Source organism: Aurantibacter sp. UH7 (genome assembly GCF_056839165.1).
Genome location: NZ_CM166388.1, coordinates 3,626,302 through 3,638,933, shown reverse-complemented (window position 1 = coordinate 3,638,933; position 12,632 = coordinate 3,626,302). Strand labels below are relative to the sequence as shown.

Annotated in this window: 10 protein-coding genes; 9 read left to right on the top strand and 1 reads right to left on the bottom strand. The window is 35.3% G+C overall.

Annotation, left to right across the window (positions count from 1 at the left end; all coding sequences use genetic code 11):
* Nucleotides 1-6 precede the first annotated feature (6 nt).
* The 6 genes from UH7x_RS15525 to UH7x_RS15500 all read left to right on the top strand — a co-directional run bounded on the left by UH7x_RS15525 (nucleotide 7) and on the right by UH7x_RS15500 (nucleotide 7,574).
* The gene (locus tag UH7x_RS15525; protein WP_482360835.1) at nucleotides 7-1,521 is read left to right on the top strand and encodes a glycoside hydrolase family 10-like protein; all 1,515 of its coding nucleotides are present in this window, start codon (nucleotides 7-9) and stop codon (nucleotides 1,519-1,521) included.
* Nucleotide 1,522: 1 nt separating this feature from the next.
* A complete protein-coding gene (locus UH7x_RS15520; RefSeq protein ID WP_482360834.1) occupies nucleotides 1,523-2,803 on the top strand; it encodes an MFS transporter in 1,281 nt (426 codons plus the stop codon).
* Nucleotides 2,787-4,367, top strand: coding sequence for a glycoside hydrolase family 3 protein (locus UH7x_RS15515; RefSeq protein WP_482360833.1), 1,581 nt, complete (start codon nucleotides 2,787-2,789; stop codon nucleotides 4,365-4,367). The genes UH7x_RS15520 and UH7x_RS15515 overlap by 17 nt, the downstream gene beginning before the upstream one ends.
* Before the next feature lie 4 nt (nucleotides 4,368-4,371).
* The gene (locus tag UH7x_RS15510) at nucleotides 4,372-5,457 is read left to right on the top strand and encodes an anhydro-N-acetylmuramic acid kinase (RefSeq protein ID WP_482360832.1); all 1,086 of its coding nucleotides are present in this window, start codon (nucleotides 4,372-4,374) and stop codon (nucleotides 5,455-5,457) included.
* A 64-nt stretch (nucleotides 5,458-5,521) separates the two neighbouring features.
* A complete protein-coding gene (locus tag UH7x_RS15505) occupies nucleotides 5,522-5,782 on the top strand; it encodes a DUF4212 domain-containing protein (protein WP_482360831.1) in 261 nt (86 codons plus the stop codon).
* Nucleotides 5,783-5,861: 79 nt separating this feature from the next.
* On the top strand, nucleotides 5,862-7,574 hold the full coding sequence (locus tag UH7x_RS15500) for a sodium:solute symporter family protein (RefSeq protein WP_482360830.1): 1,713 nt from the start codon (nucleotides 5,862-5,864) through the stop codon (nucleotides 7,572-7,574).
* Between the two features lie 17 nt (nucleotides 7,575-7,591).
* On the opposite strand, the gene UH7x_RS15495 is transcribed toward UH7x_RS15500, so the two are convergent.
* Complete coding sequence (locus UH7x_RS15495; RefSeq protein ID WP_482360829.1) at nucleotides 7,592-8,509, bottom strand: AraC family transcriptional regulator; 918 nt, start codon at nucleotides 8,507-8,509, stop codon at nucleotides 7,592-7,594.
* Nucleotides 8,510-8,724: 215 nt separating this feature from the next.
* On the opposite strand from UH7x_RS15495, the gene UH7x_RS15490 reads away from it, so the two are divergent.
* From UH7x_RS15490 to acs, 3 genes are all read left to right on the top strand, one after another.
* The gene (locus UH7x_RS15490; protein ID WP_482360828.1) at nucleotides 8,725-10,224 is read left to right on the top strand and encodes an aldehyde dehydrogenase family protein; all 1,500 of its coding nucleotides are present in this window, start codon (nucleotides 8,725-8,727) and stop codon (nucleotides 10,222-10,224) included.
* Between the two features lie 66 nt (nucleotides 10,225-10,290).
* The gene (locus UH7x_RS15485) at nucleotides 10,291-10,656 is read left to right on the top strand and encodes a DUF779 domain-containing protein (RefSeq protein ID WP_482360827.1); all 366 of its coding nucleotides are present in this window, start codon (nucleotides 10,291-10,293) and stop codon (nucleotides 10,654-10,656) included.
* 29 nt (nucleotides 10,657-10,685) lie between these two features.
* Nucleotides 10,686-12,593: an acetate--CoA ligase gene (acs, locus tag UH7x_RS15480; protein WP_482360826.1), complete on the top strand. Its 1,908-nt coding sequence runs from the start codon at nucleotides 10,686-10,688 to the stop codon at nucleotides 12,591-12,593.
* The last annotated feature ends 39 nt before the right edge of the window (nucleotides 12,594-12,632 follow it).

Below are 12,632 nucleotides of genomic sequence, written 5' to 3'. Positions count from 1 at the left end.
TTATTTATGTATAGAAAATTACTTTTTCTCCTCGTTTTTATTTTTCTTTTAAACTCTTGTTCAGTTTTTAAATCCATACCACAACCAAAAAGAGAGTTTAGAGGTTTTTGGGTTGCAACCGTTGTAAATATCGATTGGCCTAAGAATGGAAATGATGCTATCGATAAACAAAAACAAGATTATCTTAAAATTCTAGATTTCTACAAAGACTTAAATTTTAATGCCGCAATAGTTCAAATTAGAACGGCTGGCGACGCCTTCTACGATTCCGACTACGCTCCGTGGTCTCGGTTTTTAACTGGCAAAGAAGGTAATCCACCTAAGGCTAACGAAAGTATTTTAGCGTGGATGATAGACGAAGCTCATAACAGGGGAATGGAATTCCATGCATGGCTTAACCCATACCGTGCTACATTCGATTTAAAAACAGATATCTTAAGTCCAACCCATGATTTTAATATTCACCCTGAATGGATGTTGAAATATGGCAAAAAATATTATTATAATCCAGGCATACCAGAGGTACGTAAAAGAATGGCTTCTGTAATTGATGAAATTGTTACCAATTTTGATATTGATGCAATTCATTTTGATGATTACTTCTACCCCTACACCATAAAAGATGAAGTTTTTAAAGACTCCTTAACATACGACTTTTATAAACTACCAAATCAGTCCGTCGCAGATTGGCGTCGTTCTAATATGGATTCGCTCATAAAAATTAGCTACACTACTATAAAAAGCAGAAAACCATGGGTTCAGTTTGGAGTTAGCCCTTTTGGTGTGTGGAAGAATAACACAACAGACCCCAAAGGCTCAGATACCAAAGCAGGTCAAACTACATACGAAGATCTTTATGCAGACCCTTTACTTTGGATGCAAAATGGTTGGTTAGATTATTTAATTCCACAAGTATATTGGAGTATGGATTTATCGGTTGCCTCGCATAGTAAGATTGTTGATTGGTGGGCACAAAATAGTAGTAATACAAATCTTTATATAGGAAACGGCCCCTATAAAATTCGTAATAATAGTGATAAAGCATGGGAAAATATAAATGAGCTTCCTAATCAATTAACGCTATCAAGAAATACCGAAGCTGTTACTGGCAATGTGTTTTTTAGTGCCAAAAGTTTGATGCAAAATAATAATGATGTTGTCGAAATCATTAAGAAGAAACACTATAAAAGAAAAGCTTTAACTCCTGTAGTTCGCAATACTACATTTAAAGCATCTCAAAAAATAGAACTTAAAGAGATTGAAGAAAACAACGCATTTACTGATCTGATCTTTAAAAACTTGGAGGGGTATCGTTTTGCTATGGTTTATCCGTCAAATAGAAAAAATAAAACGGAATATCAAATTAAAAAAGTACTGCTAAAAACTGCAATAACTGAAAACCATATTGTTTCTATACCAAGTAAAACAATTAAAGATAGAAAATTTGTAGCCCTAACGTTTATCGACCTATACGGACAAGAATCTGAACCGATAATCGTACATTTAAAACAAACCAACTAAAATGATTCAAAAGAACAAATGGGCTTGGGTTTGGGTACCCACACTATATTTTGCACAAGGATTACCCTATGCATTAGTCGTGACGGTTTCTGTAATTATGTATAAAAAGCTAGGTTTTAGTAATACAGATTTAGGTCTTTATACAAGTTTGCTATACATCCCCTGGGTTATTAAACCTTTATGGAGTCCTTTTGTTGATATAAAAAGTACAAAACGAAACTGGTTTTTAGGCATGCAGTTATTGGCCTCGATAGCTTTATTAGCAATTGGATTTACTTTACCTACGAACATATTTTTTGTTGCAAGTTTAGCCTGCTTTTGGATGGTTGCATTCGCCTCAGCCACAAACGATATTGCTACAGATGGATATTATATGATTGGACTTACAGAAGATCGACAGTCCTTTTTTGTAGGTATGCGAAGTGTGTTCTATAAATTGGCAAGTGTTACCGGACAAGGCTTACTAGTAATTTTAGCTGGCTATTTAGAAACAAAATATGGCGATAATACCAAAGCTTGGTCATATACTATGATATGTGCTGGGCTTCTGATGCTAACATTTACAATTATTAACTTTTTTGTAACTCCGAAATTTGAAAATTCAAAAGCTATAATTTTAGAAAAACCAAGAAAATTCTTGGAAGTATTTGTTTCGTTTTTTCAAAAGCCAGGAATGATATTGGCCATAACCTTTATTCTTTTCTTTAGACTTGGCGAATCACAATTGGTTAAAATGGCATCGCCCTTTCTACTTGACCCAACATCAGTTGGAGGTTTAGGTTACACCACATCAGAAGTGGGTACTATTTACGGTACTATTGGTGTTGTTTTTTTAACCATAGGAGGAATTCTTGGTGGAATATTAATTTCAAAACATGGTTTAAAACGTTGGATGTTACCCATGCTAATTTCATTAAATGCTCCCAATGCCCTTTATGCCTTATTGGCCATTACTAAAACCACGGCCGTATGGGCAGTCACAGGTACGGTAATTGTAGAACAATTTGGATATGGATTCGGAATAGCTGGTTTCATGGTTTACTTAATATATATAGCCGAAGGAAATTCTAAAACATCACATTATGCCCTTGCAACGGGGTTTATGGCTTTAGGTATGATGTTGCCAGGTATGATAAGTGGATTTATGCAGGATTGGCTGGGATATGATGGTTTTTTCATCTGGGTTGTTTTGGCTGCTTTACCAGCGTTTTTCATGCTTAAATACATTAAATATCCAGCCGATTTTGGAAAAGTAAAAAATGATAATGAACAAAGTGCTTAATTATATTGAAGCGAAAGATGAACTTTCGTTGTCAGAAAAAGTTGGTCAATTATTCATGCCAGCTGCTTTTATTAATGACTCGGAAGAGGAAATTCTACGTCTTGAAAGATTGATTGTAACTCATGCTGTTGGGGGACTCTGTTTTTTTCATTCACGAGCTAGCGCAGCAACTAATTATGAAGGCAAAAAAAAAGTTATTTATAATGAAAATAGCCTTGAAATTTTAAAGCAACTGATTCAGCGTTATCAAAAAATATCAAAACATCCACTATTAATAGCAATTGATGCCGAATGGGGATTGGCAATGCGAATAGAAAACACAGCGCAATTCCCATATGCAATTACTTTAGGTGCGTTACCTACTGAGAATAACAATCTAATTTATGAAGTAGGAAAAAGTATCGCTAATGATTGTAAAGCGGCAGGAATTCATTGGAATTTATCGCCTGTAGCAGATATTAATAACAACCCAAACAATCCTGTAATTGGTTATCGCTCCTTTGGTGAAAACAGAGAAGCTGTGACCCAAAAAGCAATTGCTTATGTAAAAGGTTCGCAAAGCGAAAGTGTTTTAACGAGTGTTAAACATTTTCCTGGTCATGGTGATACGGCTACCGATTCGCATTTAGGACTTCCAATAATTCATAAAACCAAGCAAGAGTTGGTAGAAAATGAATTGTATCCATTTCAAAAACTAATTGAGGAAGGTGTAGATTCTATTATGGTAGGTCATTTATCTATCCCATCTCTATCTGATGGAAAAAACATTCCTTCTAGTGTTTCTAAAAAAATTATTAAGGGTTTACTCCGAGATGAAATGAACTTTGATGGTGTAGTTATTTCCGATGCCTTGAATATGCATGCCGTATCCAAGGAATATCCAAAGAAAGGTGAATTGGAATGGTTGGCTTTCGATGCTGGTAATGATGTACTTTGTTTCGCTGAAAACACATCTGAAGGAATCGATTTAATTTTGGAAAAAGCATCCAAGGATCAAATTGAAGAAAGTTTCAAACGTGTCTGGCATTTAAAAGAAAAAGCCATTGCTGATAAAGTAGACTCTCCAGAAGATGCAAACCAGAATGTTGAAGCCTTAAACGAAAAAATCGCTAAAAAAAGCATCACACTATTTAAAGGTAATTCTAATGATATAAACAACTTTATAACTAATGAATTTATAGGAGCCTCAAATATACAACTAACTGATAATCAATTTTTTAAAACTATTGAAAACGATCAACAGTTTAGATCTTACCCGATAGTAGGTAACGAAGCACATACCGAAGAAAATGTTTTACTGGCCCTTTTTCCTCCACAGGTGAAACCAACTAATAATTTTGGATTTGCCAAAGAAGAAGTTTTTGCAATAAACGAACTAATAGAGACGAAAAACGTTGTGCTTTATTTATTCGGAAATCCCTATTTTTTAAATATTCTTGATGTTAAAAATGCAAAAGTTGTTGTAGTGGCTTATCAAAATTCAATTGAGTTTCAAAATATTGCTGCCAATCAATTTTTAGGTAAATTAGAAGTGTATGGCCATATGCCCATTCACATAGCATAGTAAAATGAAAATATATAATATTTTAGGATTAATGTCAGGCACATCTTTAGATGGTTTAGATTTAGCCTATTGTACCATTTGGCAAGAAAATTCTACGTATAAATTCGAAATAAAGATAACCAAAAGCATTTCATACTCTCAAGAAATGCAAGAGAAATTGAAGAATTCTATTCACTTAGCAGCCGACGAACTTCTAATATTTCATAATACCTATGGCACTTGGTTGGGAGAACAGGCAAAAAGCTTTATTGAAGAAAATGAACTCAAAGTTGATGCTATTGCAAGTCATGGTCACACAACGCATCATCAACCTGAGAAAGGACTTACATTTCAAATTGGCTCTGGTCAACATCTTGCCAATGCTAGCAACCATAAAGTGGTTTGTGATTTTCGTACTAATGATGTTGCACTAGGTGGTCAGGGTGCGCCCTTAGTCCCAATAGGTGATAAACTATTTTTTGGTGATTATGATTTCTGCTTAAACCTTGGCGGCATTAGTAATGTATCATTTGTTAAGAATGGAACTCGCATAGCATACGATATTGGATTAGCAAATATGATTCTAAACCACATTACAAGAAAAAGCGGAATTGATTTTGATGATGGTGGGAAATTGGCTAAAAGTGGTACTATTAATTTAAAAATGTTAGCCCGTCTTAACGCTCTTGAATATTATAAACTCCCTATACCCAAATCAATAGGTTATGAATGGTTTGTTGAAGAAGTATCACCTATTGTTGATAGTACTGAAGATACTATGCAAAACCTTTTATTCACCAGTATTCATCATATTTGTGAGCAAATCTCCATACAAATAAAAACACATTGCAATTCAGGAGAGAATTCGTTGTTTGTTACCGGCGGGGGGGCTCTAAATGGCTTTTTAATTGAAGTACTACAAGAAAAATTAGGTGATGAAATTAAAGTTGCAGCCACAACCAAACAATTAATTGAATTTAAAGAAGCACTTGTTTTTGCATTAATGGGAGTGCTTAGATTAGAAAACAAAATTAATGTACTTAAATCAGTAACAGGCGCTGTAACAAATTCGTCTAGTGGAGTGATTTTTTTACCTGTTAAAAGTCGATAAGGCTTAGTATTTAGAGAGTGTATATTATTATATTAGTGAGTTCATTAAACTAAAATTTTTATTCATGTCGGAGAAACAAAAAAAGGCCTCAGCCTACTGGAAAGAGAATGTTAGATACCTCTTTATTCTTCTTACCATATGGTTCATTGTATCTTATGGCGCAGGCATACTTTTTAAAGATGCATTGGACACTATTCGACTTGGTGGGTTTAAATTAGGCTTCTGGTTCGCCCAACAAGGTTCTATCTATGTATTTGTCGTACTCATATTCGTGTATGTTCGACTTATGAATAAACTAGATAAGAAATATGGATACGATGAATAAGTAATACTTCAATTCAAAATATCAATTACCAAAACCAACTATTTCCTTTTGACTTAGGAAAACCTATAAAACCAAACTTATGAGTGTTCAAATCTGGACGTATATTTTAGTCGGCATTACATTTTCAATTTATATCGGTATTGCAATATGGTCGCGGGCCGGTTCTACAAAAGAATTTTATGTTGCAGGTGGTGGTGTTTCGCCACTTGCTAATGGTATGGCTACTGCTGCGGATTGGATGTCAGCTGCCTCATTTATTTCCATGGCGGGTATAATTTCGTTTGCTGGTTATGATGGCTCCGTTTATTTAATGGGATGGACTGGAGGATACGTATTACTAGCCTTACTCCTAGCACCATATTTAAGAAAATTTGGAAAATTTACTGTTCCCGATTTTATTGGCGATCGATATTATTCAAAAGCAGCACGTATGGTTGCTGTAGTTTGTGCTTTAATAGTTTCTTTCACCTATGTAGCAGGTCAAATGCAAGGTGTAGGTCTTGTATTCTCCCGTTTTCTTGAAGTAGATATGACCACAGGTGTTATTATCGGAATGGTAATCGTTCTTTTTTATGCTGTCTTAGGCGGAATGAAGGGCATTACCTATACACAGGTTGCACAGTATTGTGTTCTGATTTTTGCTTTTATGGTTCCGGCCATTTTTATCTCTTTTCAAATGACAGGAAATCCTATTCCGCAATTGGGTATGGGCGCAACTTTGAGTGATGGTTCCGGTGTTTTTTTATTAGATAAATTGGACGGACTATCAACTGAATTAGGGTTTGAAGAGTATACTAGCGGTTCGAAATCAATGGTTGATGTATTTGCTATCACCTTAGCATTAATGGTAGGTACTGCGGGATTACCCCATGTAATCGTGCGCTTCTTTACCGTAAAACGTGTAAAAGATGCTCGTAAATCAGCTGGTTGGGCATTGTTACTTATTGCCATTTTATATACTGCAGCACCAGCTGTATCAGTCTTTGCGCGTACAAACATGATTGACACTGTAAATAACAAACCTTATGCTGATATGCCTGAGTGGTTTTCAAAATGGGAAATTACCGGCTTAATCTCATTTAATGATAAAAACGGAGATGGGAAAATTCAATATGTTGCCGACGAAAATATTAATGAACTCAATGTAAATAGAGATATTATGGTATTGGCAAACCCTGAGATTGCAGATTTACCTGCTTGGGTTATTGCATTGGTAGCTGCCGGTGCGCTTGCAGCTGCACTTTCGACTGCTGCTGGTTTGTTATTGGTAATCTCAGCATCTGTTTCGCACGATTTAATTAAAAAAGTTATTAATCCAAATATTTCCGATAAAGGTGAACTCTGGGCGGCAAGAGGTGCAGCCACTGTTGCCGTTGTTATCGCTGGCTATTTTGGGATTAATCCACCTGGCTTTGTCGCCGCAGTAGTCGCATTGGCTTTTGGTCTGGCGGCAGCATCATTTTTTCCGGCTATTGTACTAGGAATCTTTTATAAAAAAATGAATAAAGAAGGTGCTATAGCGGGGATGGTAATCGGTATTTCTTTAATGTTATTCTATATGCTTAAATTCAAATTCGGAATTTTTGATGGTGGAAAAGAAGCAGTTGAAGGGTTAAAGGCAAGTTGGTGGTTTGGTATTTCACCTGAAGGTTTTGGAAGTGTTGCGATGCTTGTCAACTTTATTGTATCTATTATTATTATGCAGTTTACGCCAGAACCACCTGAAAGAGTACAAAAAATTGTAGAAGATATTCGGATACCTAGCGGGGCTGGTGAAGCTTCCGGGCACTAATTGTACGAATTATAAAATTATGGTGAGACGGAATTCTTAAACTGTTGAGGCGTCATTAATTCCATCTTTTTAAATTGACGATTAAAATAACTTGTATTATTAAATCCTGATTTATATGCTATTTCGGCTATTGTAAAATCTTTAGATTCTTTAATTAGCTTTTTGGCAAATTTTATTTTCTCGGAATTGATATAATCGATGGGTGAAATACCCAATGTATTTTTAAACTTTTTATGAAAGTGCGAAGCACTTAAACAAGCTTTTTCTGCTAAAAGGTCAACAGTGATAGCCTTATCTGTTAGATTGTCCTTAATGTATTTGATAACCATACCAATACGGGTATCATCTATCATGTTTTCGCAATCGTTAAGAATAATTGATTTAGCTTTTGTCTGTAGTAGTCTAACAATGAGTTCTTGAATCATTAAATCCAACAAAACATCCTTAGATTTGTTGGTATTAGTAAAAGTATAAACCAAGCGCTCTACCAAGATATTTACATCAGTATTATTAATTAAATGTGATGCAGAATTATCTAAAGACCAGTCATTATTCTCATCCTCAATTGCAACCTGATAATTAAAGTGTTGAACAACCTCATCAATTTTATGTGCATCTAAACCTAAAGCTAAACACTGTGTAGGTAAAGTTTCAGTGGCAATAGGAAAATCTATTACCATCTCTTTTTGAGCAGGCATAACCACAGACTCCCCAGGGAAGAAATCGAATGGCTTTAAACCATCAAGATGCATCACTTTTTTACCTGTTAGCATACTTGCGATTACTGGAAAATCAAATTTCAAAACAACTTTCTCCGCCAACTGATACGTCTCATAAATATTTAACTCAGCATATTTAGCATTATAAGTCGTCTTATTCTCCACTAGGGTGGTAAGCTTTCTCGTATTCGTATGATGACTTAATAACTGTTTCATAATCAATAATACCAAATTAACTTTTCAATAACAGGGAATAATAGATATGTTCTAATGTATAATAAATATGTGCAATCATATCACTATTTAATAAAATAAATTTATAAAAAATCGATAATACACAATTTTTAAGGGTGTTTATTGCGTATATAACAAATCGATAGTTCAGCTCAGTTTTAAATACCCGCAACACTTAATCAAAAAGATTTAAAGAAATGAGTTATTCAAAACCAAAATTTAAAGAAAAGTACGACAACTTTATCAATGGAAAATTTGTAGCACCAATAGGTGGCGCATATTTTGAGAACACCTCGCCTGTTGACAACAGTTTAATTGCGAAATATCCACGTTCGCAGAAAGAAGATGTGGAACTGGCTTTGGATGCAGCCAATGCTGCTAAAGAATCTTGGGGCAATACTTCTGCAGCCGAAAAAGCGGCCCTTTTAAATAAAGTTGCCGATATCATTGAAGAAAATTTAGAAGAATTTGCTTTGGTCGAAACATGTGACAATGGCAAGCCGATTCGTGAAACTCTGAATGCAGATATTCCACTAGCTGTGGATCATTGGCGTTATTTTGCAGCTTGTATTCGTGCTGAAGAAGGTAGTGCAACTGAATTAGATGCAAATACACTTTCGATGAACATTAAGGAACCCCTTGGTGTCGTTGGGCAAATTATACCATGGAACTTTCCTTTATTAATGCTTTCATGGAAATTGCCTCCTGCGCTTGTAACTGGCAATTGTGTGGTACTTAAACCAGCTGAGCAAACGCCTTCTACCGCTACTCTACTTATGGAAAAAATTGCCGATGTATTTCCTCCAGGTGTATTAAATGTAATACATGGTTTTGGACCTGAAGCAGGAAAGCCTTTGGCATCTAGTTCTAAAGTTGATAAAGTAGCCTTCACTGGTGAAACAACAACTGGACAATTAATTATGCAATACGCCTCCAAAAACTTGAACCCGGTAACGATGGAACTTGGTGGTAAGTCGCCAAATGTATTCTTTAACTCTGTAATGGATGCAGACGATGCGTACTTAGACAAAGCTATTGAAGGTGCTGTTTTATTTGCATTTAATCAAGGCGAAGTTTGTACTTGTCCTTCTAGACTATTAGTTCAGGAAGATATTTATGATGCATTTATGCAACGTGTTATCGCTCGTACCAATGCTATTGTGCAAGATAATCCGTATGATACCAACACGATGTTGGGGGCACAAGCTTCTAACGATCAATACGAAAAAATACAATCGTATTTAAAGATTGGTGTTGAAGAAGGTGCGAAAGTTTTAGCTGGTGGTGAAGCAAATAAATTGGATGGAGAATTGGCAAATGGCTTTTATATTAAACCTACTATCTTAGAAGGACATAATAAAATGAGAGTGTTTCAAGAAGAAATCTTTGGTCCTGTCGTCTGTGTCACTAAATTTAAAGACGAAGCAGAAGCCATTGAAATTGCGAACGATACGCTTTATGGTTTAGGTGCTGGTGTATGGACTAGAGATGCGCATCAATTATATCAAATACCACGTGCAATAAAATCTGGTAGAGTTTGGGTAAATTGTTATCATGCGTACCCTGCACATGCTCCATTTGGTGGTTATAAAAAATCAGGTTTTGGTAGAGAAAACCATTTAATGATGATGAATTACTATCGTCAAACCAAAAACATGCTTATCTCTTATGATAAGAACAAACTAGGTTTCTTTTAGAAACTATAGTTGTTAATAAACTCAGGGCTGAATTCTTAATAGATTCAGCCTTTTAAAATTCTAGTTATGCAAAGAATAGCAATTACAGATAGGGCAGCAGCAATAGTTCGACAATTACAAGAAAAATATGGTGAACTTATTTTTCATCAAAGTGGTGGTTGTTGCGATGGCTCGTCTCCAATGATTTTTGAAGAAGGTGAGATGTATCTTGATGAAAGTGACACGCTTCTAGGTCAAATTGAAAATGTAAACTTTTATATGAATCAAGATCAATTTGAATATTGGAAGCACACTCATTTAACTATAGATATTACCGAAGGAAGAGGATCTAGTTTTTCATTAGAAATTCCCTTAGGCCTTCGATTTATAGTTATTTCAAGATTATTGACAGAAGATGAAAATACCTTTTTTAATTCATCACAAATATCTTAAATTGCTTTTCCAAATTTCAACTTATATTAATGAGCAATTATCATATAAAACATTTAGAAGAGTACTATCAAGTTTATCGCAAATCCGTTCGAAACCCTGAAGCCTTTTGGGAAGAAATTGCTGAAGAGCATTTCATCTGGCGTAAAAAATGGGACAACGTGTTAAGTTGGGACTTTACAAAACCTGAAATAAAATGGTTTGAAGGTGCTAAGCTAAATATCACAGAAAACTGTATCGACAGGCATTTGCCCACCCGTGGTAATAAAACTGCAATTCTCTTCGAGCCGAATGATCCTTCAGAAGAGGCAGAACATATAACCTATCGACAATTACACGAGCGTGTTTGCCGTATGGCAAATGTACTTTTAGACAAAGGAATTAAAAAAGGAGATCGGGTATGTATATACTTACCTATGATACCTGAATTAGCCATATCTCTTCTGGCCTGTGCTCGTATTGGTGCCATACACTCTGTAGTTTTTGCGGGTTTTTCTGCAAATGCTCTTTCTACTCGAATTAATGATTCTGATTGTAAAATGGTGCTGACTTCAGATGGTTCTTATAGAGGTTCTAAAACAATTGATTTAAAAGGGATTGTTGATAAGGCTTTAGAAGAATGCCCAGGTGTTGAAAATGTACTAGTAGCGAAAAGAATCAATAGCGATATTGATATGAAAGAGGGAAGAGATTTTTGGTTACAACCCTTATTGGATGAAGCTTATGCTGATTGTGTTGCTGAAGTCATGAATGCTGAAGACCCTTTATTTATCTTATACACTTCTGGTTCTACAGGAAGACCTAAGGGAATGGTACATACCACAGGTGGTTATATGGTATATACAGCTTATACATTTAAAAATGCATTCCAATACAGAGAAAACGATGTTTATTGGTGTACTGCTGATATTGGCTGGATTACTGGACACTCATATATTGTATATGGTCCGTTAGCTAATGGTGCCACTACGGTTATGTTTGAAGGTGTTCCCTCCTACCCAGATTATGGTCGTTTTTGGGAAGTTGTACAAAAACATAAAGTAAATCAATTTTACACAGCGCCAACTGCTATTAGAGCACTTGCTAAACAAAATTTAGATTTTGTTGAAAAATACGATTTGTCGTCTTTGAAAGTTTTAGGGTCTGTAGGAGAACCTATTAACGAAGAAGCATGGCATTGGTATAATAACAATATTGGTAAAAAGAAAAGTCCGATTATTGACACATGGTGGCAAACAGAAACTGGTGGTATTATGATTACCCCAATTCCATATGTTACCCCTACTACGCCAACTTATGCAACATTACCTTTTATTGGTATTCAACCTGCACTAATGGATGAAGAAGGTAAAGAGATAAAAGGCAACCAAGTGGATGGACGTTTGTGTATAAAATTCCCTTGGCCCTCAATGGCTAGAACCATTTGGGGTAACCATGACCGCTATAGAGATACTTATTTCTCTGCATATAAAAACATGTACTTTACAGGTGATGGTGCTTTACGCGATGCCGTTGGCTATTATAGAATAACCGGTAGAGTTGATGATGTAATTATTGTTTCTGGTCATAATTTAGGAACAGCACCAATCGAAGATTCTATTAATGAACACCCAGCAGTAGCAGAATCGGCAGTAGTTGGTTTCCCGCATGATGTAAAAGGAAATGCACTTTATGGTTATGTGATTTTAAAAGAATTTGGAGAAACAAGAGATCGCGATAATTTAAGTAAAGAAATAAATCAACAGATTACCGAACAGATTGGACCGATTGCTAAATTGGATAAAATTCAGTTTGTTTCTGGACTACCAAAAACCAGAAGTGGTAAAATTATGCGTCGTATCCTTAGAAAAATCGCTTCTAATGACACTTCAAACTTAGGAGATACAAGTACATTATTAAATCCTGAAGTTGTTAAAGAGATTATGGATAACTCGCTTTAATAGTAATTGAAATTTTAATGGCTGTCGAGAATTAGCGTA

Coding starts and splice junctions, on each gene's coding strand:
- UH7x_RS15525 (WP_482360835.1), top strand. CDS start 7: ATGTATAGAAAATTACTTTTTCTCCTCGTTTTTATTTTTCTTTTAAAC.
- UH7x_RS15520 (WP_482360834.1), top strand. CDS start 1,523: ATGATTCAAAAGAACAAATGGGCTTGGGTTTGGGTACCCACACTATAT.
- UH7x_RS15515 (WP_482360833.1), top strand. CDS start 2,787: ATGAACAAAGTGCTTAATTATATTGAAGCGAAAGATGAACTTTCGTTG.
- UH7x_RS15510 (WP_482360832.1), top strand. CDS start 4,372: ATGAAAATATATAATATTTTAGGATTAATGTCAGGCACATCTTTAGAT.
- UH7x_RS15505 (WP_482360831.1), top strand. CDS start 5,522: ATGTCGGAGAAACAAAAAAAGGCCTCAGCCTACTGGAAAGAGAATGTT.
- UH7x_RS15500 (WP_482360830.1), top strand. CDS start 5,862: ATGAGTGTTCAAATCTGGACGTATATTTTAGTCGGCATTACATTTTCA.
- UH7x_RS15495 (WP_482360829.1), bottom strand. CDS start 8,509: ATGAAACAGTTATTAAGTCATCATACGAATACGAGAAAGCTTACCACC.
- UH7x_RS15490 (WP_482360828.1), top strand. CDS start 8,725: ATGAGTTATTCAAAACCAAAATTTAAAGAAAAGTACGACAACTTTATC.
- UH7x_RS15485 (WP_482360827.1), top strand. CDS start 10,291: ATGCAAAGAATAGCAATTACAGATAGGGCAGCAGCAATAGTTCGACAA.
- acs (WP_482360826.1), top strand. CDS start 10,686: ATGAGCAATTATCATATAAAACATTTAGAAGAGTACTATCAAGTTTAT.